This window comes from Mycobacterium sp. BMJ-28, from assembly GCF_054404835.1.
The window spans coordinates 3,083,297-3,109,181 of sequence record NZ_CM136783.1 but is presented as its reverse complement, the minus strand read 5'-3'; the positions used below and the strand labels follow the sequence as shown (position 1 = coordinate 3,109,181).

29 protein-coding genes and 5 pseudogenes are annotated in these 25,885 nt (G+C 63.7%); 22 read left to right on the top strand and 12 right to left on the bottom strand.

All coding sequences use genetic code 11. From position 1 onward, the window contains the following. Positions 1-238 precede the first annotated feature (238 nt). A complete protein-coding gene (locus ACXPWS_RS15510; protein WP_458713262.1) occupies positions 239-406 on the top strand; it encodes an IS3 family transposase in 168 nt (55 codons plus the stop codon). 118 nt (positions 407-524) lie between these two features. On the opposite strand, the gene ACXPWS_RS15505 is transcribed toward ACXPWS_RS15510, so the two are convergent. Beyond that, positions 525-1,142 carry a TetR/AcrR family transcriptional regulator gene (locus tag ACXPWS_RS15505; protein WP_458713261.1) on the bottom strand — a complete coding sequence of 206 codons (618 nt, stop codon included), beginning with the start codon at positions 1,140-1,142 and terminating at the stop codon, positions 525-527. Positions 1,143-1,270: 128 nt separating this feature from the next. On the opposite strand from ACXPWS_RS15505, the gene ACXPWS_RS15500 reads away from it, so the two are divergent. The 4 genes from ACXPWS_RS15500 (at position 1,271) to ACXPWS_RS15485 (ending at position 5,051) form a co-directional block, all read left to right on the top strand. Then, the gene (locus tag ACXPWS_RS15500; protein WP_458713260.1) at positions 1,271-2,077 is read left to right on the top strand and encodes an oxygenase MpaB family protein; all 807 of its coding nucleotides are present in this window, start codon (positions 1,271-1,273) and stop codon (positions 2,075-2,077) included. Between the two features lie 111 nt (positions 2,078-2,188). Continuing rightward, positions 2,189-3,130: an MBL fold metallo-hydrolase gene (locus ACXPWS_RS15495; protein WP_458713259.1), complete on the top strand. Its 942-nt coding sequence runs from the start codon at positions 2,189-2,191 to the stop codon at positions 3,128-3,130. Then, the gene (locus tag ACXPWS_RS15490; protein ID WP_458713258.1) at positions 3,127-3,558 is read left to right on the top strand and encodes a RidA family protein; all 432 of its coding nucleotides are present in this window, start codon (positions 3,127-3,129) and stop codon (positions 3,556-3,558) included. The genes ACXPWS_RS15495 and ACXPWS_RS15490 overlap by 4 nt, the downstream gene beginning before the upstream one ends. Before the next feature lie 80 nt (positions 3,559-3,638). Continuing rightward, complete coding sequence (locus ACXPWS_RS15485; RefSeq protein ID WP_458713257.1) at positions 3,639-5,051, top strand: amidase; 1,413 nt, start codon at positions 3,639-3,641, stop codon at positions 5,049-5,051. 482 nt (positions 5,052-5,533) lie between these two features. On the opposite strand, the gene ACXPWS_RS15480 is transcribed toward ACXPWS_RS15485, so the two are convergent. Next, on the bottom strand, positions 5,534-5,776 hold the full coding sequence (locus ACXPWS_RS15480; protein WP_458713256.1) for an aldo/keto reductase: 243 nt from the start codon (positions 5,774-5,776) through the stop codon (positions 5,534-5,536). Positions 5,777-5,801: 25 nt separating this feature from the next. Further along, a pseudogene (locus tag ACXPWS_RS15475) lies at positions 5,802-5,870 on the bottom strand (hypothetical protein); the annotation flags it as partial. A 241-nt stretch (positions 5,871-6,111) separates the two neighbouring features. On the opposite strand from ACXPWS_RS15475, the gene ACXPWS_RS15470 reads away from it, so the two are divergent. Beyond that, a complete protein-coding gene (locus tag ACXPWS_RS15470; protein ID WP_458713255.1) occupies positions 6,112-6,321 on the top strand; it encodes a hypothetical protein in 210 nt (69 codons plus the stop codon). A gap of 275 nt (positions 6,322-6,596) precedes the next feature. On the opposite strand, the gene ACXPWS_RS15465 is transcribed toward ACXPWS_RS15470, so the two are convergent. Beyond that, the gene (locus ACXPWS_RS15465) at positions 6,597-7,271 is read right to left on the bottom strand and encodes a helix-turn-helix transcriptional regulator (RefSeq protein ID WP_458713254.1); all 675 of its coding nucleotides are present in this window, start codon (positions 7,269-7,271) and stop codon (positions 6,597-6,599) included. Positions 7,272-7,292: 21 nt separating this feature from the next. Here ACXPWS_RS15465 and ACXPWS_RS15460 point away from each other — a divergent pair, with 21 nt between their 5' ends. From ACXPWS_RS15460 to ACXPWS_RS15450, 3 genes are all read left to right on the top strand, one after another. Next, a complete protein-coding gene (locus tag ACXPWS_RS15460; protein ID WP_458713253.1) occupies positions 7,293-7,559 on the top strand; it encodes a hypothetical protein in 267 nt (88 codons plus the stop codon). Further along, the gene (locus ACXPWS_RS15455; protein WP_458713252.1) at positions 7,556-8,329 is read left to right on the top strand and encodes an SDR family oxidoreductase; all 774 of its coding nucleotides are present in this window, start codon (positions 7,556-7,558) and stop codon (positions 8,327-8,329) included. Before ACXPWS_RS15460 ends, ACXPWS_RS15455 begins: the two co-directional genes overlap by 4 nt. Before the next feature lie 78 nt (positions 8,330-8,407). Continuing rightward, entirely contained in the window at positions 8,408-9,649 is a 1,242-nt protein-coding gene (locus tag ACXPWS_RS15450) for a low temperature requirement protein A (protein ID WP_458713251.1), read from the top strand. On the opposite strand, the gene ACXPWS_RS15445 is transcribed toward ACXPWS_RS15450, so the two are convergent. Further along, on the bottom strand, positions 9,599-9,898 hold the full coding sequence (locus ACXPWS_RS15445; protein ID WP_458713795.1) for a hypothetical protein: 300 nt from the start codon (positions 9,896-9,898) through the stop codon (positions 9,599-9,601). The two genes, ACXPWS_RS15450 and ACXPWS_RS15445, sit on opposite strands and share 51 nt — an antisense overlap. Here ACXPWS_RS15445 and ACXPWS_RS15440 point away from each other — a divergent pair. Next, positions 9,882-10,121 (top strand): annotated as a pseudogene (locus tag ACXPWS_RS15440) (hypothetical protein); the annotation flags it as partial. The gene ACXPWS_RS15445 and the pseudogene ACXPWS_RS15440 overlap by 17 nt on opposite strands. Further along, positions 10,118-10,603, top strand: a complete 486-nt coding sequence (locus ACXPWS_RS15435; RefSeq protein WP_458713250.1) for an ankyrin repeat domain-containing protein — start codon at positions 10,118-10,120, stop codon at positions 10,601-10,603. The pseudogene ACXPWS_RS15440 and the gene ACXPWS_RS15435, both read left to right, overlap by 4 nt. A 31-nt stretch (positions 10,604-10,634) precedes the next feature. Here the strand turns inward: ACXPWS_RS15435 and ACXPWS_RS15430 are convergent, their stop codons facing one another. Continuing rightward, positions 10,635-10,799, bottom strand: coding sequence for a hypothetical protein (locus ACXPWS_RS15430; RefSeq protein ID WP_458713249.1), 165 nt, complete (start codon positions 10,797-10,799; stop codon positions 10,635-10,637). A gap of 141 nt (positions 10,800-10,940) precedes the next feature. Between ACXPWS_RS15430 and ACXPWS_RS15425 the strand changes: the two genes are divergently transcribed. The 3 genes from ACXPWS_RS15425 to ACXPWS_RS15415 all read left to right on the top strand — a co-directional run bounded on the left by ACXPWS_RS15425 (position 10,941) and on the right by ACXPWS_RS15415 (position 13,912). Next, complete coding sequence (locus ACXPWS_RS15425) at positions 10,941-11,270, top strand: nuclear transport factor 2-like protein (RefSeq protein ID WP_458713248.1); 330 nt, start codon at positions 10,941-10,943, stop codon at positions 11,268-11,270. A 112-nt stretch (positions 11,271-11,382) separates the two neighbouring features. Next, positions 11,383-12,390, top strand: coding sequence for a GGDEF domain-containing protein (locus tag ACXPWS_RS15420; protein WP_458713247.1), 1,008 nt, complete (start codon positions 11,383-11,385; stop codon positions 12,388-12,390). 377 nt (positions 12,391-12,767) lie between these two features. Next, a protein-coding gene (locus tag ACXPWS_RS15415; RefSeq protein WP_458711422.1) for an IS3 family transposase occupies positions 12,768-13,912 on the top strand; the annotation gives its coding sequence in 2 pieces (ribosomal slippage) (positions 12,768-13,035 and positions 13,035-13,912; 1,146 coding nt in all). 307 nt (positions 13,913-14,219) lie between these two features. Here the strand turns inward: ACXPWS_RS15415 and ACXPWS_RS15410 are convergent. The 3 genes and pseudogenes from ACXPWS_RS15410 to ACXPWS_RS15400 all read right to left on the bottom strand — a co-directional run. Continuing rightward, positions 14,220-15,059 (bottom strand): SDR family oxidoreductase, encoded by an 840-nt coding sequence (locus ACXPWS_RS15410; protein ID WP_458713246.1) that lies wholly within the window; start codon positions 15,057-15,059, stop codon positions 14,220-14,222. Between the two features lie 2 nt (positions 15,060-15,061). Then, the gene (locus tag ACXPWS_RS15405) at positions 15,062-16,066 is read right to left on the bottom strand and encodes an alpha/beta hydrolase (protein WP_458713245.1); all 1,005 of its coding nucleotides are present in this window, start codon (positions 16,064-16,066) and stop codon (positions 15,062-15,064) included. 356 nt (positions 16,067-16,422) lie between these two features. Next, positions 16,423-16,801, bottom strand: a pseudogene (locus ACXPWS_RS15400) (FAD-binding protein); the annotation flags it as partial. A gap of 107 nt (positions 16,802-16,908) precedes the next feature. Between ACXPWS_RS15400 and ACXPWS_RS15395 the strand changes: the two are divergent. The 3 genes and pseudogenes from ACXPWS_RS15395 to ACXPWS_RS15385 all read left to right on the top strand — a co-directional run bounded on the left by ACXPWS_RS15395 (position 16,909) and on the right by ACXPWS_RS15385 (position 19,737). Beyond that, positions 16,909-17,556 (top strand): TetR/AcrR family transcriptional regulator, encoded by a 648-nt coding sequence (locus ACXPWS_RS15395; protein WP_458713244.1) that lies wholly within the window; start codon positions 16,909-16,911, stop codon positions 17,554-17,556. Positions 17,557-17,825: 269 nt separating this feature from the next. Further along, positions 17,826-18,213, top strand: a pseudogene (locus ACXPWS_RS15390) (DUF1214 domain-containing protein); the annotation flags it as partial. A 72-nt stretch (positions 18,214-18,285) separates the two neighbouring features. After that, complete coding sequence (locus ACXPWS_RS15385) at positions 18,286-19,737, top strand: DUF1254 domain-containing protein (RefSeq protein WP_458713243.1); 1,452 nt, start codon at positions 18,286-18,288, stop codon at positions 19,735-19,737. Positions 19,738-19,775: 38 nt separating this feature from the next. Here the strand turns inward: ACXPWS_RS15385 and ligC are convergent. From ligC to ACXPWS_RS15370, 3 genes and pseudogenes are all read right to left on the bottom strand, one after another. Next, positions 19,776-20,143, bottom strand: a pseudogene (gene ligC / locus ACXPWS_RS15380) (ATP-dependent DNA ligase); the annotation flags it as partial. A gap of 14 nt (positions 20,144-20,157) precedes the next feature. Then, entirely contained in the window at positions 20,158-20,991 is an 834-nt protein-coding gene (locus ACXPWS_RS15375; RefSeq protein WP_458713242.1) for an SDR family oxidoreductase, read from the bottom strand. After that, positions 20,988-21,239: a hypothetical protein gene (locus ACXPWS_RS15370; RefSeq protein WP_458713241.1), complete on the bottom strand. Its 252-nt coding sequence runs from the start codon at positions 21,237-21,239 to the stop codon at positions 20,988-20,990. Before ACXPWS_RS15370 ends, ACXPWS_RS15375 begins: the two co-directional genes overlap by 4 nt. Before the next feature lie 130 nt (positions 21,240-21,369). Between ACXPWS_RS15370 and ACXPWS_RS15365 the strand changes: the two genes are divergently transcribed. The 5 genes from ACXPWS_RS15365 (at position 21,370) to ACXPWS_RS15345 (ending at position 25,817) form a co-directional block, all read left to right on the top strand. Further along, a complete protein-coding gene (locus ACXPWS_RS15365; RefSeq protein WP_458713240.1) occupies positions 21,370-22,014 on the top strand; it encodes a TetR/AcrR family transcriptional regulator in 645 nt (214 codons plus the stop codon). A gap of 40 nt (positions 22,015-22,054) precedes the next feature. Next, complete coding sequence (locus ACXPWS_RS15360; protein WP_458713551.1) at positions 22,055-23,005, top strand: SMP-30/gluconolactonase/LRE family protein; 951 nt, start codon at positions 22,055-22,057, stop codon at positions 23,003-23,005. Positions 23,006-23,922: 917 nt separating this feature from the next. Further along, positions 23,923-24,393: a hypothetical protein gene (locus tag ACXPWS_RS15355; protein WP_458713239.1), complete on the top strand. Its 471-nt coding sequence runs from the start codon at positions 23,923-23,925 to the stop codon at positions 24,391-24,393. A 183-nt stretch (positions 24,394-24,576) separates the two neighbouring features. After that, complete coding sequence (locus ACXPWS_RS15350) at positions 24,577-24,906, top strand: BlaI/MecI/CopY family transcriptional regulator (protein WP_458713550.1); 330 nt, start codon at positions 24,577-24,579, stop codon at positions 24,904-24,906. Next, on the top strand, positions 24,903-25,817 hold the full coding sequence (locus ACXPWS_RS15345) for a M56 family metallopeptidase (RefSeq protein WP_458713238.1): 915 nt from the start codon (positions 24,903-24,905) through the stop codon (positions 25,815-25,817). The genes ACXPWS_RS15350 and ACXPWS_RS15345 overlap by 4 nt, the downstream gene beginning before the upstream one ends. Positions 25,818-25,885: the final 68 nt, after the last annotated feature.

The window sequence follows — 25,885 nt, the reverse complement described above, 5'->3', positions numbered from 1 at the left end:
GCCGCAACCGATGTCATCCTTTTTGGCGGTCCACACCGACAGGTATGCAGCCGTGCACCCAAGAACGCCAGGGCCGCCGTAGTGCAGTCGCCGAACCTGTCTCCCGAGCGCAGGTGAAACACGACCCCCAGCAGCAGAATGACCATGTCTAGCGCCGCGGCCACCATAAGAACTGGCGCCCTGCAGGATTTGATCCTGGCAGTCCACTCGCAGTGGTGACCAGTCGTCGTTAGCCGGCGTGCGTGAGTCGGTCGCGGGCCACGTCTTCGCGACAAAGGCGGAACTCGGTGCAGCAGTTAATAAGTGGATGAATTTCTACAACAATCAGAGGCGCCACTCGGTAATCGGCATGCTCAGCCCAATCGCCTACGCACAATCACTCAACGCGGCCAAGCAAACGGCATAACCCCTTGTCCACCTTTCGGGGGGAACCTCATTTACCGGCGCCGACGTACAGGGGCACCGCAGGGCTGTAGAACTCGCCGCAGCGCTGTCGTGCTGGCGTCACCGTATGGCGACGTCCGTCATGGTGTGGGGCCTCGATCCGAGCTGTTTGCGATGCCCGCCTGGAACAGAATGGTCGAAGAGGAATTCCACCGCTGAAGTACATCGTCGTCGAGGAATGATCGGCCGAGCAGACGTTCGATCGATGTGCGGAACATGATGGTCGACAAGGAGAAAATGACGATGCTTAGAGCGGCCCACTCATTGTCGAGGTCGGGCCGGACGAGGCCGCGCTGGGCCAGGCTCCTGATCTGGTGGACGGCGATTTGAACAATCCCGTCCACGAGTGCAGTGCCGGCCTCGTCACCGTCGGCGACGGTGCGCACCACATAGGACACGACGGTCGGATGGTCACGCACGGTGGTCGTTATCCGATCCCCAAACTCCTCGAAGATCAGATCTTGCGTCGGCGCGCTGGGCAGGTCTTCGTAGGCAGCACGGAAGATCTGGCTGACGTAGTCGTCGACCGCGCGCCGCACATCGTCCTTGGCCGGGTAGCGATGTTGGAGTTGACCGACAGAGATGCCCGCCTCCCGAGCGATGTCGCGCACCGAAGTCGCCGCGAATCCCCGCTCGGCGAACAACCTCAACGCCACATTTCGGATTCGCACCGAGGGCATGAGGTCTGAGGCCGGCACCAGGAACTTCTCATCCGTCACTGAACGAGTATCGCAGCAGCGGCTCAGCCGCCCACCCCGCCTCGGGCACATCCGTCCAGTTGGAAAATACAGTTGTATTTATATCAAGCCACCTGTATTGTGGATTCATGCGCGGAACCTCCAACCTCGACGACCGTGAGAATGAGACCTCCCGGGAGGTCTCGATGCACGCGCTCACCGATAGCCTGTTGCCTCCGTTTGGCGCCGGAATCGCGCGCAACCTTCTCTACACGGTCGGGTTCATGCGACTACTCGGGGAGCACGAAGCGGCGGCCGTCGTCGACCGAGCCGGCACCGGCAAGGTTCATACCGCCGGCGAGCGACGGGCCGACGAGACGGTCGCGTACTTCGACAGGTGGATGCAGTTGGGGGCCAAGAACAAGGAGGCAACGCCCTCGATGGAGCGTGTGCGCAGTATTCACAGCCATTACGCCAAGCAATACCCGATGTCGCAGCCGACCTTTGTTCACTCGATCGCCTTCTTCACGCTGCAGCTCGACCTTTTCCTACGGCGCGTGGGAGCGCGACAGTTCAACACCGCCGAGCGCAACCTTCAGGTTGCGCACTGGCGTGCCGTCGGCGAGGTTCTCGGGGTCGAGGACATGCCAGATTCGTGGGACGGGATGGAACGGGCGCTGAGCGCATACGAGAGTTCGCCGGAGTGGTTTGGCTTCACACCGCAAGCTCGCCACGCCAGTGATGCCCTCATCGGGCAGTTCAGCCAACGATGGCTGCTTCCCGGCTTCCGGTGGGTCGGACGGCCGATCCTGTGCTCCTTGCACGAGCCGCACGTGCTCGACGCGATCGGTCAGCCCCATCCACCGCCTGTTGTCGGGCGAATCGTCCGCCTGACTGTTCGGTGGATGCTGGAAATCTCTCGGCGGCTCCCCGCACCGGCACCGTTGCCGCTCTGACAGCGCATGGTTGCCTGGTGTCCAGGTTCTCGGCGCAAGTCAAGTCCCGCGCGTCACGGTGTCGTCAGGATATTGTGACGAGACACGTTGTAGCAGAACCACTCTGGAGAAATGAGCGAGATATTTATGACCGTTCTCGAAGACGTTGTCCCCGATCAGGAACGCCTGCACAGTGCGCCGCAGTCACGGTCAGTTCACATCGGCGATATCCGGGTCACCTACATATTCGACGGGTGGACGCAGCTCAATCCCACATTGTGGTTGCCGAATAGTTCCACCGAATATTGGGCAGACAATCCCCAATATCTCGACGAAGATGGCTACCTTCGAGTGGGGACGGGCGGCCTGCTCGTCGAAACGCCCGAGGGCACCGCGCTGATCGATGCCGGCGTCGGACCGCTCCAGGCACCGGCCGACCCCGCCACCCCGCTATTCGGTTCTCTCACAGGCGGTTCCTTGCTCGACAGTCTGGCAGCGGTCGGCGTAACACCTGCGCAAATCGACGTGCTGGCATTCACCCACCTGCATCTCGATCACGTCGGATGGGTCTGCGCTCCTGATCCCAGAACGGGGCACCCACCGTTCACCCGCGCCCGCGTGGTGATGACCGCCGCCGAATGGAACCACGGGACGTGCGAGGAGTACGGCCCCCTGGACGTGACGATGGCGGCACTGCAGCCTCGACTCGAACTCACCGCCGACGGCAGCGAGTTCTTTCCCGGGATCACGCTGCTGTCCGCGCCGGGCCACTCGGCCGGACACGCGGTCTACGAGATTGCCTCGAATGGACAACGCCTCATCGCTTTCGGCGATCTGTTTCATTCGCCAGTGCAGATCGAGCACCCGAATTGGTCGGCTCGCCCGGACGTCGACTCCGAGCGAGGCACGCAGAGCCGGCACGCAGTTCTCCAGCGGCTCGGCCAGGAGAACACTTTTGGATTCGGAATACACTTCTCGGACGTGACCTTCGGACGCGTCGCGGCGAGCGAGCACGGTGACCGCCGCTGGCAACCTATCGTCACCGACGTGATCGCGACGGAACGAGCACAGTGAGCAGCACAACAACCGAGAATGTCAGCCCCCGCGGGGTGCTGAACGGCGCCCTCGCTACGTTCAACAGCCCGGCGCTGCCACCGCCGGCAGGTCACTATTCACATATAGCCACCCACCGTGGCGTCGCCTACATCTCCGGCCAGCTCCCCCTGACAGCCGACGGCACTATCCTGGCCGGCGAACCGTTCGAGATTCAGGCAAGACAGGCACTGGACAACCTCGACGCCTGTCTGGTGGCCGCGGGAACCCGCCGCGAGCAACTGATTTCGGTCACGGTCTACGTCACAGACATCGGCAACTGGCCGGCATTTGACGAGCTCTACCAAGCTTGGCTCGGCTCCGCCCGGCCCACCCGAGCGGTGGCCGCTGCCAAGGAGTTGCACTACGGATCCGCTGTGGAGGTGCTCGCCGTTGCCGCTCTCGACTGAGTCCCACGGCGGCGGCCACGTCGTCCGCCGGTAGGCCAAGGCCACCGACCGGTTCCCCCCGAACTCAGCGGACACCGCTCATGACTGTGATCAATGCGTTCACCGATGACGCGCTCGGCGTCAAGGATGCCGTCGGCGTGGCCGAGGCTATTGCCGCCGGTGAAGTTTCACGAGGTGAGGTGCTGGGTGCCACGATCGCCCGATGCGAGACCGTCGACCAGCACCTCAACGCGATCGCCTTCAAAGCCTACGAAGGCCAACACCTTTCCATTGCCGGCGCTTCATCGGGAGGCTTCTTCAGCGGAGTTCCCACGTTCATCAAAGACATGGTGCAGGTCGCCGGGATGCCCACCACTCAGGGCGCCGATGCCTGGGATCCGCGCCCCGCCACTCAGGACGGGGCCTTCGTCGAACAGTTTCGGTCGCTGGGCGTCATTCCACTGGGTATGACCCGAATCTCCGAATTCGCATTCAGCGCCGCCGCCGAACACCCTCGTCTCGGCCCGGTGCGCAACCCGTGGAACACCGACTTCACCCCCGGCGGATCCTCCTCGGGAGCAGCCGCCTTGGTGGCCAGTGGCGCAGTCCCGTTCGCGCACGCAGTCGACGGCGGCGGCTCCATCAGAATCCCCGCCTCCTGCACCGGCCTCATCGGGCTCAAGCCCTCACGTGGCCGACTACCTCTGGACACCACCCTCAGACGCATTCCCATTCGCATCGCGTGCAACGGCATTCTCACCCGCACGGTACGCGACACCTCAGCCTTCTACCGTGAGATGGAGAAGCACTGCCCGGCCCCGTCGCTCAGGCCGATCGGCGACGTCACCGGCCCGGACAATCGCCGGTTGAGGGTCGCAGTCGCGACAAAGTCGGTGCTCACCGACTGCACGCCCGAAGTGCGCGACGAAACCTTGCGAGTGGCCGCGGTTCTCGAACACCTCGGGCACTACGTCGAACCCATCGACGTAGTGCCCGTGCCAGATTCGTTCGCCGAGGACTTCTTCGCCTACTATTCGCTGGCGGCATTCGTACTCGTACGGCAGGGCAGACGCCGCTTCGGACCATCATTCGACAGCTCAAAGCTCGACGCCCTTACCCACGGACTCGCCCGTCGCGGTGCGGCGAGTCTCACCAGGACGCCCGCAGTGCTCGCACGGCTGTCCATGGCCGGGCGGTTCTCCCAACGCTTCTACCAGAGGTACGACGTCCTCCTGTCACCGACGCTGGCAAAGGCTCCATTGCCAGTCGGGGAACTGGATCCGATGAATGATTTCGAAACTCAGTCCACGCGGCTCACCTCATGGGCTGCCTACACACCATTCCAAAACGTCGCAGGCGAGCCATCTCTGTCGCTGCCCACCGGACAGTCCGCCGCCGGCACCCCAATCGGCACCCTGTTGTCGGCCGCAAAGGGTCACGAAGCGCGACTGTTGCACTTGGCGTACGAGTTGGGCGAAACTCAGCCTTGGCGCACCGTCGGCACCTGCCCATAGAGCCTTGGTAAGCGCCACGCGGATACTGAAATGTACGAGCTCTCAAGCGAATCGCGACGGAGAACGACTTCCGTGGACGGCCGGGACGCCCGGAGTGCCGGTCTGACTGGCACGGTGAAACGTTCCGCCGGAGTTGGGTGTCGACGGCGACTGAATACTGACCACCGCGCGACTGGCCAGGTTTTCAACCGTCGTCAACAATGAGGAACGGTACGCGGGCTGCCATGGCCCGTCGTCAGCAGACCGAGCGAGGTGAGCCGATGGTCAGGCGGATCCCGAACGGCCCTCATCGACTGCCAGAAGCACGCGCACACCTCGCACGAGCAGCGGCCGGTCAATGTCCCGACATCGCAACAATTGGATCTTGTGATGCGCCGGGGTGGAGGTCGGGTGCCACTGGGATCCGGTTGTACTACAGGCTGTTTGATGGTCCAGGTCGATCCACCCGGTCGCAGGAGTCGGGATAATGGCCGTAGTCGTACTCACGAGGCGATACTGTTCGACGCGGTCATATCGTTCTCGGACAGGGCCAGCGCGGCGCGGGTGACGTTGTCGCGTAGGTGCGCGACAGATGAGGTCCGCGGGATCAGCAGAATGTTGGGTGAGCGCCGCAGCAGCCACGCCAGCGCGACCGCGATCGGTGTGGCGTCGAGGCGGGTGGCGACCGATCCCAGTTCGTCGGAGTGCAGCGGGGGAGAAGCCGCCGAGTGGAAAGTAGGGCACATATGCGATGCCCTGTGCGGCGAGGGAATCGATGAGCTGATCGTCGGCCCGGTGAGCGAGGTTGTAGAAATTCTGCACGCACACGATCGGCGCGATGGACTGTGCCTCGGCGATCTGCTCGGCGGTAACGGTGCTCAGCCCAAGGTGTCTGATACTGGCAATATGCGCTATTCGAAGTAGCGGAATTGCTATTCGCTCAGTTATTCAAGATGGGTAGGGAACCGGTTGTGCCGGTTGGGATCTAACAGGGTGTGGATACTGAGGAACGGCCGATCCCATCTACATCGCCCTCGGTATCAGCGAGACGTTTGCCGCGATCGACGCCCTACTCGCCGCCATGGTGCGAAACTACATCCCACTCGGTGCCGAGCTGGTGGCCACCGCAGCCACCTGGCTGGACTGCTACCCCGGCCACGACGCCGAACCCCGGCTGCGCCACTTCCTCGCCGAGATCAAAGGCGTTTCCCCGCAACAGATATCAGGCATTGACGAACCAGCCGGGGTCGTGCCGGACACAGCGCAGGACCGGTACCATCGATCCGGCTAAGCGGCCACCGCTGCCCAAGGCTCCTCCAAGGACGTGCGCCGATACGGCAACTGCAGGGCGAGTGGGTCTGCGGATGACCGAAAGCAGCGGAACGACCCATGGTGTTGGGCGCCGCCGCCCGCGACGCCGACGCGGTCTGTGACCACCTTCTGGCCATCACCGCCGGTCTGGGATACGTCACCGCAGACGGCGCCACCGAACCCCATCCGGGTCCGCGAGAGCCAGCAGTTCCGGATGCCCGTGGGGGCTCAACCCGGGTCTATGAAGCGGTTCGGTCAACTGTTGGTTCGGTAAACCGTGGGAGTGACGCCGACACGCTGTTTGAAGGTAGTGGCGAAGTGGCTCGGGGTGGAGAAGCCGACGGTGGCGCTGATCTCGGTGATGCTGGCCGTGGTCGCCGACAGAAGGGACTTTGCCCGCTCGATGCGTTGTTCGATCAGGTACTGGTGTGGCGTTGTCGCGAAAGCCGCTGAGAACGCGGACAGGAAACTGCTGGCCGTCATACTGACCGTGGCTGCGAGTTCGTCAAGATCGATGCGGCTGTCCAGCTCGGAATGCAGGTAGTCGATGACGACCTGCTGGGCGCGCTGATCGAGGTGGCGTTCGACGCCTTCGGGGCGTGTGGGTCTGGGCTGGGCGGGGTAGTGCTCGGCGATGTGCAACTGCACTGTCTGGGCCAGTGACTGACGAAACAGGGTGGCCGCGGCGCCGTCCTGCTGACTCTGACCGGCGAGACGTTCCACCAGGCGGTGCAGCAATGTGTCGTGGTAACCCACCCGTGGCGCCAGCCCGCTGTCGCCGAAAAGCGATGTGGGCACGACGATTTCACAGAAGCCGACCATGGCGCCTTGGGCCAGGGCCGCGTAGCGATGTTCGGCGGGAATGACCCACACGTCACCGACGCGGGGAAGACACCGACCTGACGGGCCGCTCTGGAACTCGATCTCCATGGAGGTGAGATTGCCGCGCCGATGGACGACGAATACGTGGTGCGGCTCTTGGAAGCACCAATCGGTGGGTGCAGTTACCGTTTCGGCGACGAAGCGGAAGTCCAGGCCCTGAAGACGCAGACCTCGCTCGGCGACGACGGCACGGTCGGTGCGCTCGCGTTGCCCGTCCCAGACCTGCACCTGACCGCCTTGCTGTGTGCTTTTCGAAAGCCACCGATTTTTCGGAGGTATCCGGATATTGCGCCACGATATCGTCCCCACGGCAAATCGACGGAAGAGAAACGATGACCGACAACACCATCACTGGCAAGAGCATCCTGATAGCGGGCGGGGCGAAGAACCTGGGCGGGCTGATTTCGCGTGACCTCGCAGCACAGGGCGCACGCGCTGTTGCCGTGCATTACAACAGCGAATCCACGCGCGCGGCCGCCGAGGAAACCGCCTCGGCCATCGAAGAGGCCGGCGCGAGCGCGCATCTGCTGCAGGCAGATCTCACCGGTGCAGCGGCGGTGAGCACGTTGTTCGCCGAAGCACACAGCGCGATGGGGTCGATCGACATAGCCATCAACACCACCGGCATGGTCATCAAGAAGCCACTGCCGGAGATCACCGAAGAGGATTACGACAAGATCTTCGCGATCAACTCCAAGACTGCCTTGTTCTTCATTCAGCAGGCGGGGGAGCACCTATCAGAACGAGGGAAGCTGGTCACGCTGGTGACCTCGCTGCTGTCGGCCTACACCGGCCTGTATTCGATCTACGCCGGGTCGAAAGCACCGGTCGAGCACTTCACCCGGGCGGCGTCCAAAGAGTTTGGGAAACGCGGGATCTCGGTCAACGCGGTGGCACCCGGCCCGATGGAGACGCCGTTCTTCTACGGCCAAGAATCCAAGGAATCCGCGGAGTACAACCAGAACGCTGCCGACCTGTCGAAGTTCACCGAAACCGGGCTCACCGACCCGAAGGACATCGTGCCGCTGGTGCGGTTCCTCGTCAGCGACGGATGGTGGATCACCGGACAGACCATCCTCGCCAACGGCGGCTATACCACCCGCTAACGATGACCAACAACGCAAACAGTTCGACCAACGCTGCGAGGGGTGCGTTGTCGTCGACACCACCAGGGGATGGTGATGATGACGTCGCGGCCCAGGAGTTCCTCGCTGCGTGACCGCAGTGATCGCGCCGAGGTCACCACGGTCGAGTTGTTCTTCGACCTGGTGTACGTCTTCGCCGTCACTCAACTCAGTCACACACTGCTGCACGACCTCACAGCCCTCAACGCCGTGCACACATTGGTGTTGTGGTTCGCGGTGTGGCTGGGTTGGCAATACACGTGCTGGGTGACGAACTGGTTCGATCCCGACACACCGGCGATCCGCTCCATGCTGTTCTGCTTGATGGCTGTCGCGCTGGTGATGGCCGCAGCGATCCCGCACGCCTTCGACAAACACGCGCTGGTGTTCGCCGCCGCATACGTGGCATTGCAGGTGGGTCGGACCGTGTTCGTCCTCCTCCGGGTGGGCAGACACCACCAACTGACCCCGAACTTCACCCGCATGCTTGCCTGGCTGCTGGTGTCGGCGGGTCTGTGGATCAGCGGCGCCCTCACCGAGGACTGGGTCCGGTTATCGCTATGGGTAGCAGCGGTATTGGTGGAATACCTATCACCGATGATCGGATTCGCGTTCCCCGTGTTGGGCAAATCATCCACCCGGGAATGGACCATCGACGGCGCCCACCTGGCGGAACGCTGCCAGCTGTTCGTGATCGTCGCGTTCGGGGAAACGATCCTCACCACCGGGGCGCAATTGTCCGATCAACCCCAGTGGAGCGCCCCGGTCCTCATCGCCGTCGCCGTGAACTTCCTCGGTGTGATCGCCGCGTGGTGGATCTACTTCGGCACCAGCAGTGCCGACGGCAGCGCCGTCATCAGCCAAGCCGATGATCCCGGACGCATCGGGGCCAAGTTCCACTACGTCCACGTCATCCTCATCGGCGGCATCATCGTCAGTGCCGTGGCCAACGATCTCGTCCTGGCCGAGCCAGCCGCCGACATGACCCCGCCCGTCATCGGCGTCGTGGTAGGCGGCCCCGCGATCTACCTGCTCGGCAGCCTGATCTACAAACACGTCGTCTACCAGAAGATCGCCTACACCCACCTCGGCGGCCTGCTCACCCTCGCGGTGCTCGCTGGCGTCGCGCCTCTCACCGACCGCCTCATGGTCGGCGGCTTGGCCCTGGCCATCCTCATCGCCGTGGCCGCAGCAGACACGATGATTCGGCGATCCCACCGCGTCCAACACGCGGCGGACTCACGGGATGGATCACCTGAGCGCCTCGGTACCACGCTGTATCGAGCTCACACCGACCACTAATCCCAACCTCGCGGCGGCGGGCGGCGCTGCCCGCAGCACGAGAGCCGCCGCATAGGAGAAGGCATCAATGAAGTTCCACCTCGCCACACTGTTGGCTGCCGCCGTCTGCGCGGGAGCCCCGGCCTGCAGCCACACCAACGGTCCACCGCCCACCACCACGGTCACCGTCAGCACCTCGACCAGCACGGCACCTGCACCGGCCCCACTCCCACCGCCAACCACCACAGCGCCGGGAGCTGACGGTTCCACCGGCAACGAATCGTCGCCGGAGTACTGCGCACGGCATGAAGACCCCGGCTGTCCGGCGGGTTCTTATATCGGCCCCAACGCCATTCCCAACCCCAACGGTGACGGGTCCTACGTGCCGTGCGATGGAACCATCTGCACCAACCCCAACCATGGTGCCGGCGCTGGCCCTCCCGACACACCTGACGCTCCCCAAGAACCAAACCCCAGCACGGAGTCGACGTGAACACCCTCGATCAGTCCGCAGCGGTGGCTGCTGTCCCCGACCCCGAGAACGGCAAGAGCGCCAGCCACCCAAGCGGACCCACCACAGACGGGCGCCATTCCGGGCAGCTGCGACTGCTCCTCGACGGCGACACCGACGACATCGAATCCCCCGACGACCGTGGCCGCACACGTCTCCATCGCGCCATACACCACGCCGCCGAACATGCCGTGGCGGCTCTGCTCAAGACCGGTTCGCAGGTCAATAGCCCCGACGAATGGGGAAACACACCCTTATGGCTGGCGATCTACCACCACCACGACGGTTCGACGATCGCCGAAACCCTCATCGCGCATCAAGCCGACCCGTCCATCGAGAACCGCCACGGCGTCAGCGCCCTGCAACTCGCCCAAGCCCTCTCGACCGACAACGCCGCCGTCGCCGAACTACCGCTGCTGACCGATACGGCCCCGACGATAGCCGGTGGCGATGACCAAGCGTGACCAGCCAGCCCGGGAGCTCCGGTGCGCCCTGCTATCCGAACTCATTGCCGCCCAGCGACCACTGACCACTGCACAGTTGCGTCGACGCGTCAACGATCGACACACCACAGAACTTGTCCTCGAGGCGATCTACCGCCATCTGTGCGTCCTTCATGACCGCGCCCAGATCCAACGCGCCGGACGAGCCGGCCGCCACACTCTATGGCTGCCCACGCCCGATCCCAGACCCGCCGACGTGTCAACCCGAACGGCATCCGCGGCCGATGGCCCCGCCGCGACGACCGGTGAGCCGTCGCGGCCACGAAGTCCCAGCAATCCCCGACAGCGAAAGACAACGATGCCCGAAACACTGAACTCGGAGGTTCGAAGGCTCATTGACGCCGCCAACCTTGGTGACACCGACGCGTTCCTCGCCGCCTTCCCCCCATACCGAGGAGTCGTCGACGATTGGGGACGAAAATTCCACGGACCCGAAGACATCCGACGCTGGAGCGATGCAGAGTTCATCGGAAAAGCCGTGACATTGAAAGTCGTCCACTTCTACTCAACCGATGACGCCGAGATCGTCGTCATCGCACAAGTCGGCGGCGACGGCTTCAACGGCCCCAGCACTTTCACCTTCCGAGTCAACGAGGACAAAGTCACCGAAATGCGCATCACCGCCTAAGGGAATTGTGTGGCGGCAGGCGGTGGAGTCGGGGAGGCCGAGATGGTGGGAGATGCTTCGGGACCGGCGTGATCACTATGGGTGGTTCAGCAGTTACCTGGAGTCGCGCGGCATGGCGTCGCTTGTGCGTACTTCGATCGCGGTGATCTCAATGTCGATGGCAGGAGCGGTGCTCGTCCTGCTCATCGGCATCGGTGGTCCGCAGGACCGGCCGGGACAGGTGATGATGTGGCTAGCTGTTGGCGGCGGGGCCGCCGGCGCGGCACTGTGGTTGTGCCGGTGGCCTTCCCGCCTGCAATCGGCTGGTTTCGCCGCGGTTACCACGGTCTCGATCACATTGGTTTGCTGGACCTACCCAGATCCATTGGCGGCGCTGCTGGGCTGTGTCGCGTTCACCATTATCGGCGCCTACGTGGCATTCTTTCATTCGACTCCGATGGTGCTCAGCATTCTCTTCGTTGCCGCCGCGGTGGCGCTCGGTCAGGCCCTCGACATGGCATCCGAGGGACGCGTCGCGCTGGCGGTGGTCGACCTGTTTCTAGTGGTGCAGGCCAACATCGCCGTGGTGCTCGCCATTCATGGTCTGATGCAGAATCTAAGGGATGACCTGACCCATGCCGACCTCGACCCACTGACCGGACTGCTGAATCGGCGTGCGTTTCGCAGGCAGGTAGTCAGCCTGATAGCGCGTTGCCACGAGGAAGGCGGCGGATACCTAGCCGTGGCAGTCCTCGATCTCGACCACTTCAAGTCCCTCAACGACACCTACGGGCACTCCGTCGGTGACAAGGCACTCCTGGCGGTCTCCGACGTGCTGCGGGATGCCGCCACGCCGACTGCCGTGATCGCGCGCAGCGGCGGCGAGGAATTCCTGATCGCCGATGTCGTCTCGTCACCAACGGCAGTGTTACGGCTTCAGAACATCAGCCAAGCGATCGCGGGATCAGACATACCCATTACAGCCAGCCTAGGTACGGTATATGCGGCGCTGGACTCACTGCCTGACCACATGAGCGATACCGCGATCAGCCAACTGATCGACATCGCCGATAGGGCGATGTACCGCGCGAAAGGCAAGGGGGGCAACCAATGCCACCATCACGGCGCCTGGCCCGGATGAAAACCGAACTTCGTCGCGTGGCAGGGGCAGGGCGTGGTGGCGGCCTGCTACTCCGAGGTACGAGGAGGCAAAGACGGCGGCCCGCCGCAGTGTGTGTGGCCCAAACCGTCGTGGTGCGGCGGACCGCCAGCTCACCGAGCGTGCGTTTGTGGAGCCCGGCGGGCCGTGGTGGAAAGCGGTTCTGTACAACCGATTTGGACTGCCGCTAGGCGACTCAAGGACATGCGGTTCGCCGGGGAGGGCAACCAGGTCGCGCTGCTGGGGGCGTACTGGCGCAGGGAGTGCGCTTGTACGCATCTGGCGTGTTCCCGGTGAATGAGTCCAACCAGTTTTAGAGTCCTGTGGCCCGATGTGGGGCTGGAAGGGACGATGAGAACATGGCTGGTCGGAAGCGGCATTCCGCGGAGGACATCGTGCGCAAGCTGCGCCGAGCTGATGAGTTGGCTGCCGAGGGCAAGACCGGTGAGGAGATCGCTGCCGAGCTCGGGGTGTCGGCGGCGACGTTGTACAACTGGCGCCGCGGCTACGGCGGCATGGACACCGACGCCGCCAAGGAACTCAAGGAGCTGCGCGAGCAGAACGGCCGACTGAAACGGCTGTTGGCTGAGGCCGAACTCGAGAAGGATGCCCTGCGCGAGGTGGCCAAGGGAAAATTCTGAGCCCGGCCGCCAAGCGCCGCGCCGTGGACATGCTCAAGGACACCTTGAGTTTGTCGGAACGGTTGGCGTGCAAAGCGGTTGGGCTTGCCCGTTCCACCTACCGCCGGCTGCCGATCGCGGCGACACCGGCCGATCCCGATGCTGATCTGCGGGCCTGGTTGCGTTCCTACGCCACCAAACACCCGTGCCACGGGTTCCGGCGGGCCTGGGCGGCGTTGCGGCACGACGAGGGCCAGGAGATCAACGTGAAGAAGGTGCACCGACTGTGGTGCCAGGAGGGGCTGCAGCGCCGTGTCCACTCGCCGCGTAAGCGGGCCGGGGTGTCCTCGGCGCCGGAGGTGATCGCCGACGCCCCGAAGGTGGTGTGGGCGATCGACTTCCAGTTCGATTCCACCACTGACGGCAAGGCCATCAAGATCGCGTCGATGGTCGACGAGCACACCCGTGAATCGCTGCTGCATCTGGTGGAGCGCTCGATCACCGCCGAATGCCTCGTTGCCGAGCTCGAGATGGTGTTCGCCGTAGCCGGCGGGCCGCCGATGGTGCTGCGGATGGACAACGGTCCTGAATTGGTTTCTCAAGCGCTGCAACGGTTCTGCGACAAAAAGGTCGGCCTGTCCTACATCCCGCCGGGTACCCCGTGGAACAACGGCTACATCGAATCGTTCAATGGACGGCTACGGAAGGAGTGCCTCAACCGCAACCATTGGAACAACTTGTTCGAGGCCCGGGTGGTGATCGGCGACTTCAAGGACGAGCACAACCACCGACACCGGCATTCGGCCCTGGGCTACCGAACACCGGCCGAGTACGCTGCGGCCTGCAGCCATGACCACTACGCCATGGCCTGCGAGATCAACTGAATCCGAACACGACAACCTGGCTCTAACTCCGGGTGGACTCAGTAACGGGGACTCGCCACATCGACTCCCAGAGTGATCATTGAACCCATCTCCTTCTCATTGAGGGATCAGGGATCGGTCGGTGGGCAAATCCCAGTTAAGGGCAATGCCACGCTCCTCTCAAGGTACGCCGGCCGGTCCTTGGCATCTGGCGGGCCGCACTACAGATAATGGCCACCAACGGCAAATAACAGGTGGAGCGAACCCGCCGGACCACTTCAGTCAAACACTGACACCGTTAACGAGAGATAGTCCCCGGCCACCCGCACTACGGTCGGATTCGTTGGAGTTTTGTGCGTCGTCGCAGCCCGGACGCCTCGGCGAGCGGGATGATTCGCCTCATGAGGGTCGCATGCGCGCCGAGTGCGCGTTGCACGCGGCCCATGACGGGCGGAAAGACGACTTCGACGGGCTTGTCGTCGATCGCGCGGAGGATTGCCCGGGCGATGGCCTCGGGAGAGGTCGGTTTCTCTGCGAATGCGAGCGCAGAGGTCTTGTCTGCCATCTCCTGTTCGAGCATCGGAGTTTGCACCGAGGGTGGGTGGATGATGCTAAATGTGACAGGGCTGTCGCGTTCCTCGATGGCGGTGCTGTGGTGGAACGAGCGCATCGCGTGTTTGGTGGCGCCGTAGGTGGCGTAGCCGCTCATCGGCATGAACGATGTCATGCTGCAGACGTTGATGACGTGGCCGTGTCCCTGGTTCCTGAAGAGGGGGAGCACGGTTTTGAGGCCGGTGATCGCGCCCATGTAGTTGACGTCGATCATCGCTTGGTGTTGGGCGATCGTGACGTCACGGACGTGGCCGGTGTGGATGATTCCGGCGTTGTTGATCAGCACGTCGAGTTGTCCGAACTGTTCCCGTGTGAGGGCGAGCGCGCGTGTCCATTGATCTGGATCACGGACGTCGAGGCCGACGGCGAGCGTCGTAGGTCCGAGTTCTGCTGTCAGCTGATTGGTTGCGGCCTGGTTGATGTCGGCGATGGCGACGCGGAAGCCGCGTGCGGTAGCCATCCGCGCGGTGGCGGCCCCGATACCGCTGGCCGCGCCGGTGACGAGAAGAACCCGACCTCGGCCTAGCGGGGTGCTTCGGTTGAGTAAATAACGCATGATCAATCCTTCTTGGCGTGGGCGAGCCCGGCGCTGATGGCATCGGCGAGTTCGTCGGTGGCGGCGCGGCATGCGCGACTCAACAGCGCACTGATGAACGGGTGAATGAGCGGCGTGTGGACTCGTAGAACTGTTGGAACACCGGCCTTTTCGAGCTCTCGTGCGTACTCAATTCCTTCGTCGCGTAGCGGGTCGAAGCCTGCGACCGCCACGTAGGCGGGCGGCAGCCCGGACAGGTCGGCGGCCAGCAAGGGCGACACCCGTGGATCCAGCGCCTGGTCGGGTTCGGTGAGGTAATGCGCTTTGTACCAGTCCATATGCCTCTCGGTGAGGAAGAATCCGTCGCCGAACTGTCGGTAGGACGGGTGTTTGGTGGACAGGTCGGTGACCGGAACGATCAACACCTGCAGGGCCGGCTTTTGTTCTTCGGTCCCTGTGGTGACTTGGGCGACGACGGCGGCCAGGTTGCCTCCGGCGCTATCGCCGGCAACCGCAATGGCGGTGGGGTCGACGCCGAGGTCCGCGGCGTGGGCTACCGCGAACCGGAACGCCGCGACGGCGTCGTCGACGCCGGCGGGGAACCGGTGCTCAGGTGCCAACTGGTAGTCGACCGACATGACGCAGACCTGGGCGTGGTTGGCGAGATACGAACAGGTCGCGTCATGGCTGTCCAGACTGCCGAGCACCCAGCCGCCGCCGTGGAAGAACACGACCATCCCCGCGGGACGCTTTCCTACGGGGCGATACAGCCTGGCTCCGATCGACCCGTGTGCCGCGGGGATCGCGATCGTTTCGATGTCGGCCGGCTCGGGCGTACCGCCGAAGATCGACGATTCCAGATCGATCGTTTCCCGACCCTTGTCAACCGGTTGGGTTGTGAAATCAGAATCGGACACCGCGTTGAGCAACCGCATCACAGTTTGGATTTCGGGATGTAGTCGTTGCCCGTCGACCTCGATCGGTAGGCCACCGATCAAACGCTGAGCGCGGACAGGAAGCTTGGTCAATCCGGCGAGGACGGGACGGATGATTCGAGTCCACGCTGGCGGGGCGGGGACTCGGTAGGCCTGCGCAGCGATTGGGACGTCGGTGTTCAAAACAAGGCTCCTTCGGTTCTGACCGGCACGACAACTGAACGATTGTTCAGAAGTGTGCGGCTAGGGCGTAGATCGGCACGACTTGGTCGTACCGGTGGGGTCGCGAAGGTCGGCGGTAAGCCGCCAGTGTTCCTACGTAAAATTTCGCTGCCGTTGGCCCGTCGTGGACGAAGATCATCCCGCCCGATGGCGAAGCGGCCGTGCCGATTTTCGGTCGCAAGGGATTGACGTCGAAACCGTTCATTGAGCAGACCATCAATTGTGTGGCCGCGTTCGGCCCACCCGACAGTCGGCAGGAACGTGATGGCGTGGCTGCTGAGGCAATCGCGTTTCTCCCCGGTGGCGAAACTCCACATAGGTGCGCGCCCACTCGGCCGCCCAATAGTTCTCGTCGTCCAGGCGGTCGAACGCGGCGCTGCCCCGCCGGTCGTTCCATGCCAGCTCGAAAGAGTTGTTCACCCCGGAATGACGCTGTTTGGGGCTATCGACCAGGAAGATGCCGCCGAAGGGCCAGAACGCCTGACCGCCGAGGTTGACATGGCCTTCCCGGTCGATGACAAGAACCTTCTTTTCCTGGTTCGTCAGTTCGTGTGTGGCGACCAGCCCGGCCAACCCTGCGCCAACGACGATGACGTCTGCATCCATGGGTGATACTCCTTGAAGGGGTGACGAAGCATCTTGATGCGGCAGTTAGCCGTTACTGTAGATACGATAATGCATCGGATGCGAACTAGTATGGGATTGGAGTGGGAATGACAGCTTCGCCGTCGGCGACGGATCTGCGCTCTCGTGCTCGCGAGGGACCGAAACAACCTCGGGTAACGAAGCGGCGCGCGGAGACCCGCGCCAAGTTGATGGAAGCAGCGTTCCGGGTCTTCGCCGAGAAGGGTTTCGGCGCGGTTCGTATCGACGACGTGTGCAAAGCGGCCGGCTACACGCGGGGAGCCTTCTACTCGCAGTTCGACAGCCTCGACGAGTTGTTCTTCACGTTGTACGACGAACGCGCGCAGCTCATTGTCGAACAGGTCGCCCAGGCGCTTCTCGCCGACACTGAGGCGGCCAGCATTGAGGTAGCAATCGAACGCGTCTCGGGCACTTTGCTTCTCGATCGTGACTGGCTATTGATCAAGACCGACTTTCTGCTGCACGCTGCTCGGCGTCCCGATGTCGCCGAACGACTCGCGGCCCACCGCGCGCAACTACGCACGGCCGTCGAACAACGACTTCGGACCGTCAGCGCCCAACTCAACCTGCCCCGGGTCATCAGCGACATTGGCGATGCTGCTCGAGCAGTGATCGCCGCCTATGACGGCGTCGCCGCCCAGCTGCTCCTCGACGGCGACGTGCCTGCGGCGCGGACCTGGCTCACTCAACTCCTCACCGTGCTTCTGAAACCCTAAGCAGCCTGGGTGCGCCCACCATGCAGCGGCGGACGAATAGCCACGGCGCGCGGAGCGCGCTTTCACGCGGAGCCCCCGCAGGTCCCCACCCTTTGGGCCACCGTCATATCCGGAACCGAAACAGGTGCCGACCGCCCCGAAAATCGGCATGCCGTAATGCGTTGGAATGAGCCATCTTTCCGATATGCGTGTAGTACGGGCGCCATGACGGTGAACGGCGACGCCTTCCAGGAGAATCGCGTAAGTGGTGCAGCTCAACATGTCACTGTGGGCCGAGTGACCTGTTCGGTGACCGTCAGACGTTCGGTACGAACTATCCGTATCGGATGGCCGGTGCCATCAACGGAATCTTCGGTAACAGCAAGGCCGAAGCGCGTTCTCGTCGGTGACGATGTATCGGATGCCGCAGAGCCTCCTGGTCGACAATCCGATCAATCGCTACCTGATCAACTCACCGCATGTTGCCCTCCCTCAAGCAGGATCCGGATGGCGGATACAGCCTCTAACGTGCAGCGCGAATCACCGGGCGCGGAGAAGGAGTCCAACTGGTTGCCGGCACCCGAGGGGCCATTTCGGTTGGTTCAGCGGCTGTATTGGCCCAAGGAGGCCGCCCTCGACGGGACGTGGCAGGCCCCAGCGCCCCAGAAGGCCGGATGATGTACCGATCTCAGAGTGCCCCGAAGACCACCATTTCTTGAAAAGGTATGAGTCGACAATCATGGAGGACGCATGTCGAGTGGAAGTAAGTCGTGGCGCCGGTGGTCGGCCGTCATCACCGCGGCAGCGCTCGCAGTGGCGCTGGCCGGGTGCGGTGGCAGCAAAGAACCGAACGCTAACAGTGGAAGCGACGCGAAGGTGTTGAGCACCGCGGAGATCCGCGATATCGCGAAGCAGGCCTACATCTACGGCTACCCGATGGTGGACAACTATCGGATCCAGTACGCGTACTTCCAGGACAAGCAGAGTTCGCAGTTCCGTGCTCCCTGGAACGTCTTGCACTCCGATGCTCACGTCGCAACCCCGGCGGACACCGCCGTGCAGACCCCCAACTCCGATACCCCATACTCGACGCTGGGTGCAGACCTCCGCGCAGAACCCATCGTCTTGACCGTGCCGGAGCTCGAGAGCAACCGGTACTACTCAGTCCAGTTCATCGACGCCTACACCTACAACATGGCCTATGTAGGCAGCCGCGCCACGGGCAACAAGTCAGGCAAGTACCTGCTAGCGGGACCAAGCTGGAAGGGCGAGAAGCCCGCCGGCATAGACGAGGTGCTGCAATCCGAAACCGATTTCGTCCTCGTGCTGTACCGAACCCAACTGTTCGGTCCCAGCGATATTGACAACGTGAAGGCGATCCAGGCCGGATACAAGGCCGAACCCCTGTCGACGTTCCTCGGTGAGCCGGCGCCTGCCGCACCGGCCGCGATCGATTTCGTGGTTCCGCAGAACCCCGACCAGCAGCGGAAGTCGCCGCAATTCTTCAACACCCTCGATTTCGTGCTGCAGTACGCACCGGTGCTGGAGTCGGAGAAGGAACTGCGTGCGAAGTTCGCCTCGATCGGCCTCGGAACCGACAAGAAATTCGACATCAGTGCGCTGCCCGCAGATCAGCAGCAGGCTTTCCAGGACGGGCTCACCGACGCCTGGAACGAGTACAACACCGTGCAGGCGAAGGTCGACAAGGGCGAGGTAACCACGGCCCAGATGTTTGGTACCCGCCAGATGGTCGGCACCAACTACCTGTACCGAATGGCTGGTGCGATCAACGGCATCTACGGCAACGACGCCGCCGAGGCGATGTATCCGATCTTCCGTCAGGACTCGGCGGGCGCGACACTGGACGGAGCGAACAAGTACGTCTACCGGTTCCCCCCCGGGCAGCTGCCGCCGGTCAAGGGGTTCTGGTCCATCACGATGTATCGGATGCCGCAGAGCCTGCTGGTTGCCAACCCGATCAACCGCTACCTAATCAATTCACCGATGCTTCCGAATCTCAAGCCGGATGTTGACGGCGGCTACACGTTCTACGTACAGCAAGAGTCCCCCGGAGCGGACAAGGAATCGAACTGGTTGCCCGCCCCCGCAGGGCCCTTCGCCCTGATCGAGCGGCTCTACTGGCCCGAGCAGGCGGCCATCAACGGAACCTGGAAGGCCCCACTGCCGCAGAAGGTCGCGTAGCAGATGACACATCGCGGCGTGTTCTCAAGAGAACCCGCTCAGCTCAGCCCAGGAACGACGTCGCCGAGCGCGAACGTGAGCGGCTGTTCGAGCTGGGCGTAGGTGCACGAGCGGGGGCCGCGGTCGGGGCGCCAGCGGTTGAATTGCGCGGTGTGGCGAAACGTTGCCCTTCCATGTGGTCGTAGCGGACCTCGACCACCCGCTCGGGTCGCAGCGACACGAACGAGAGATCCTTGCCCGGCATTCCAGCGGGAGGTTTCATTCTTGCCCGGGTGCGTTCGCCGGCTTCATGGGCGGCCCAATTCCACGGATGGCCATCGAAGGTGGCTACTAACGATTCCATTTCGGTGAACAAGTGCCGCCGCTTGGCCAACGGAAATGCGCCGATCACGCCAACCGAGGCGAGGGTGGCTGACGTATTCAGCCCAGACCTACCAGGTGATCGCTTTCCCGGCGAAGCCGCTCACCGACGGCGCTGTCTCGGGCGAGCGCGGACGGTTCCCTGACGCGGTTGTCTTCGAAGTAGTGGCCCGTAGTGTCTTCCAGAGTGGGATCGGTTGCAAGACGGGCGATGCGACTGCCGCCTTCGGCAGGCGTGATCATCGCGAAGCGCTTGACCAACGCCAGAACTGGGCGTGCGAACCGTGGTGCGCTGGCCCAGATGTCGGTGGCCACCATGCCGGGATGCAGGGCGTTCACCGTGACACCGCTACCGGAAAGTTCGCTGGCCAGACTGCGGGTGTACAGCACGTTGGCCAGCTTCGACCGGTTGTAGGCCTTCATGATGGTGTACTTCTGGCGATATCCGAGGTCCTCGAAGTCCATGGTGCCTTGGTAGTGGCCGGTCGACGCGGTCATCACGATGCGCGATGGTGCGCTCGCGATCATCAGATGCTTGAGTGTCTCGGTCAGCAGGTACCCGCCGAGGTGGTTGACGGCGAACGTCGACTCGATGTCGTCGACGGTCTCAGTGCGGTTGGCGAAGACACTTCCGGCGTTGTTGATCAGGACGTCGAGTCGGTCGTATGTCTGCGACACGGTCGTTGCCAGTGCCCGAACCGATTCCAGTGAGGCGAAGTCGCAGATGAGTGTGTCGACACGGCCCGCACCCTCGTCGGAGACGCGGGCCGCGGCGTGGGCCAATTTGTCGGGATCGCGACCTACGACGATGAGATGTGCACCGCCGGAGGCGATCTGGGCGGCGCACTCCAAGCCGATGCCGGCGGTCGCGCCCGTGATCAAGAAGGTCTTCATTCGGTGGTTCCGTGAGTGATCGGCGAGGGGCCCGGCCTGGCGGGGTCCGTCGACTTGATCATGGTCTCGGTGACTAGCCTCGGGTCCTCGGTGTGCACCCGCCGACCGATCGTCGAGCAGGACCGGCAGCCGAACTTCTGCTCTGCCTGTTCGACGAGCTGCCAGACACGACCGGCCTGCGGATCCGTGCTGGCGCCTAGGTACACGCCGGTGGCGGTGCGCACGTGCGTCGGGACGGGTGTGTTCATGGGTAGCCTCCTTTATCTGCCGACACGCTAGCCGACGCGTGCGGTGGTTTCTACGTCTGTTTTGAACTATTGACTTGAACGGGTGTTCTGAGGTTATCGTTGGCCACTTCGGTCGATGATGGGGGCGTGGATGGTGAAGCTGCCTGTGGCGACTCGGCGTGAGCAGCTTGTCGTTGCTGCTGTGGCGGTGATGACGGTCGAGGGTGTCGAGGCGGCGAGTTCTCGGCGAATTGCTCGACAGGCTGGGGTGTCGGTCGGGGTGGTCAACTACTGCTTCGGAACCAAGGCGAATCTCTATCGGGCGGTCATCACTTCTGTCATCGAGGAGTTGGGGGACAGTGTCATCGCACCGATTTCGCTGGGTGATGACCTCCGAGCGTCTTTGAGTAAATCTGTAGAAGCGCTGTGGAGCACGGTGGAGGTCGCCCCTGAGCGGCATCTGCTGACGTTCGAGTTGACAACTCACTCGCTCCGGCAGCCGGCCTTGTCTGAGTTGGCGGTATGGATCTATGACACGTACAACACCGCTGCAGCGGTGTTCTTCGCTGAGGTGGCGGTCAACTGCGGGATCCGGTGGACGATGCCCATCCAGACTCTCGCGCAGATGATGATCGCGCTGAATGAAGGCGTCACGTTGGCTTGGCTTGCCAATCATGATGGGGCACAGGCACGATCGATACTCGCGGCCTTTGTCGACATGCTCGTGACTGTCGCTGTCCCAGGTGACGACGTCCTCGTCTCTGGCCAGGACCTGACTTCGCACCGTCGAACGTGAAGAGAACCAAACCGTGAGGAGCTCCGAGCGCGCAACGGTGATGTTGGACGGATTCGGGGTCACTGAGTCGCTCCGCTGGCGAGACAACGCCTTGTACTTCAGCGACCTGGCGAGGGGAACTGTGCATCGGTGGGATGGACGCGGCCCGGAAGCGACCACCATTGTGGCGATTCCCGGCCGAGCAGGCGGATTCGGTTGGGACCCAACCGGACGCATGATCGTTGTCTCCATGGATGGCGCGTGCCTGTACCGGCTTGAAGGATCTGGCGAACTAGTTCGCTACGCAGACCTGAGCCGCCACACCCGCGGTCCTGTCAACGACATGCTCATCCTTGACGACGGGACCGCCTACGTGGGAAGTTTCGGATTCGACTACTACGCTCACATGCGGTCGCGCCCCACCTCGGCGCTGTTCGCGCCGCCTGGGCCACCATCGTCGTCGCTTGTGTTTGTCGACATCGATGGAACCCCGACGACCGCCGCTACAGGACTGTTGTTTCCCAATGGGTGCGCTCTGGTCGACAACGGCAAGACCCTCGTCGTTGCCGAAAGTCTGCGCATGAAACTGTCCACTTTTTCGATCGGACCCAACGGCCGACTAGAACCCGCCCCGCCATGGGCCTCGCTCATCGCACCCGCTTTGTGGGTGGCGCTCACCCGAAAAGGCATCGTAGGCAAGCTGACTCGATTGGTGTCCACTCTGCTGGACCACCCCGCGATCGCTCAGCGGTCATCGTCGCCAGTGTCGCCCGATGGAATTGCGGTCGACCCGAACGGCGGAATCTGGGTGGCGAACGTTCTCCGCGGGGAGTGTGTGCTGGTCGCCCGCGGCGGCGAGATACTGCGCCGCATTCGAACGAGCCAGTACGCGCTCGACTGTGAAATCGGAGGGCCCGACGGGACCACCTTGTACATCGCAACGTCACCAACTACCGACCCAACGGCAGCCGGTGCGATCTCGCAAGGCCGAATCGAACAGTTCGACATATAAGGACGAGCACGGCATTGTGCGAGTGCCCTCGGCAACGGCCTGTTGTCGGGTACCGGGAACATCGGGCACACTGCGGGCGCTGGGAGTAGCGTTCGGTGGCATAGTCGACCAGCTCCCGGTACCAGCAACTTCTCATCCGCCTCGGATCCATTATCGCAGCAGTGGATCCCTTGTCGTTGCCGTCCGCCGGACCTCCCAGTTACCACCAATACAGTTGTATTTTAAATGCTATGGCCGCATTGTCACTCTCATGGCCGAGACCTCCAACATCGACGGATGCGGCAATGACACCTCCACGGAACCTTCCATGCAGGCGAAGGTTTCAATCGGCCAAGTTTCAATTTGTTTGGCGGATGAACGCGCCAGGAGGACGCGGCGACGAAGCGCGGTGCGGAAAGACCAAGAGCAAAGTGGTTACAACGACCTCTGCGGCTCGAGGCAGATGTCTGCGGATCCGCCGTATCGTTGGTCGGCATTGCTGTGTCGACATCCCCGCCCCACCATCACTTTACCAACTGCACGGTGTGCGCCCGTCGGGACAGTGAGGACGTAGGTAGCCGAGGTCAAGTAGTTATCGGTAATTAGTTGCGTCATAAGCGCCAAACATGCAGCCTAACATGGCAATTCATTGTAAGGCACATGTGTCTGACGTTGACACTACCCTTTCTGAGCACCGCCGGGCGCACCACTAGGCGGCGTAGCCGAGCGATCGGGGGCACCGCAACGCTGCCTCCAATTCTGTTGCCGTCGTGTCAACGTAGGTGCGCCATGGCCGGTCACGCGAGAGCGGTCGGTGGCGGCCACCCCGCAACAGCGGAGGACGGCGATCGTGCCCACCGCCGACATTCCGGACTGCACTACTATCGTGCTTAGTTGTTGTGGTGCCGGCTGTTGCCGGTGACTTCGAGGTGGTGGACATGGCGCGTCAACGGTGGCTATGGTGGGTCATTGCCGGGGTGGCGGCAGCGGTCGTGGCCGGGGCGATTGCCGTCCCGACGGCGCTGGTGCCCAATTCGTTCTATGGTCGGATGACCGCGCCGCCGTGGCGGGACTATCCGGTATGGGCGCTGACCGCGGTGTTGACCGGGGTGTTGATTGCCAGTTATGTCCGTCGCCCCGCCCTGTCGCACTCGCCGGCCAAGGCCGGGATAATCGGGACCTTGGGGTCGGCGCTGGCGGTGGGGTGTCCGCTGTGCAACAAGGTGGTGGTGGCCGCGGTTGGCTTCAGTGGGGCGTTGAACGTGTGGGCGCCGGTGCAACCGGTGCTGGCGGTCGTGTCGCTGGTGGTGCTGAGCTGGGCGTTGTGGCAGCGGCGTGTGGCACTGCGTGGATGCCGAGTGCCTGAGGGTGGGCCGGTCGGCGTGTCGGTGCCCGAAACGGCCGGCTGATGATGGTCACGGATGCGAAGGTGGGGCGGTGTTGAGACGGTCGCTGCGGTGCCCGGGCGCCGGCGGTGCCCCGATGGGCTGTCGGAGTTGCCGGTGACCGCGGGTAAGCAATCACGCAGGTCAGCGTCGGGTTCTCGGGGTGTGCGGCCGCGGCCGGGGCTTGGTGAACTGGAAGCGGCGATCATGGATGTGGTGTGGCGCAGCGCCGATGCGATGCGGGTGCGCGATGTGCTCGACGCCTTCGACGAGGATCGTCGCCCGGCGTACACGACCGTGATGACGGTGATGGACAACCTGTACCGCAAAGGCTGGCTGAGCCGTGAGTTGCGGGGGCGCGCGTACTGCTACTTAGCGACCCGCAGCCGGGTACAGGCGGCCACCGATGCGGTGCGTGATCTGCTGGCCGATAGCGGCGACCCGACGGCGGCCCTGCTGCATTTCGCTCGCGGCGCCACCGAGGCCGAGTCGCAGGCCCTGACCCGCGGGTTGCGCGAGCGCGGCGGCAGCCGGTGACCGTTGTGGTGGCATGGACCCTGGTGGGCATCGGTGTCGCGATGGCCGCGCCGCGGGTGCTGCGGCGGATGGTCGCGCGCGGCTGCGATGCGGTGCTGGTGTTCGGGGCGTGGGCGATCGCCGTCGCGGTGGTGGTGATCGCGCTGGCCCTGCCCGCGGTCGCCGAGACGGTGCACCAGTGCTGGTTTGCGTTGCATGCCGGGCGCTCCGGAGAGATCGACACTGCCGCTGGGGTTTTCAGTGCGGTGGTCATCGTGGTGTCGGTGGTGCGGGCGCTGTGGCATGCGCGCCGGGCGGCCACCGACCGGACGCGTCTGCATGCCCGGCACGCGGACCTGGCGTGGCTGCTGGCGACCGATGATCGCGGCCCGGCCGGCGTGTTGTGGCTTCCCACCTCGCGGCCGTTGGCCTACAGCGTGGCCGGTGATCCGGGGTGGATCGTGATGACGACCGGCCTACGCCAGCGCCTGGACCGTGCGGCGATCACGGCAGTGCTCGCCCATGAACGTGCCCATCTGCACCGACGCCATCACGGCGTGCTCGCGGTGGCGTCGACCGTGGCGGCCGCGGTGCCGTGGCTGCCGCTGATGCGCCAGTCCCCGGATTTGGTGCGCACCCTGGTCGAACTCGACGCCGACGCGCATGCGGCCCACGTGTACGGTAGCGCGGGTCTGCGGCGTGCATTGCAGGTGCTGGGTGCGCATCCGGTGCTGCCGGCGGTGCTGGGGATGGGCGGCGGGTGTCTGCAACTGCGGATGGATCGCCTGGCCACGATGCCCGGTTCTGGCCGGGCCCCGGCAGGCCGGGGCGGATCCCTGGCCGCGGTGTGGGCGGCGGCCGTGATGCTGGTCGCGGCCGCGTTCACCGGCTTCATCGCGGTAGCGTCGCTGATCTCCTGCGCCCATGGCTGAGGCCGCCGACAGGCAGGGGCACCGGGCCGCCCCCGCCGAGCTCCGGTGACGGTCAGCCGGTCTACAGC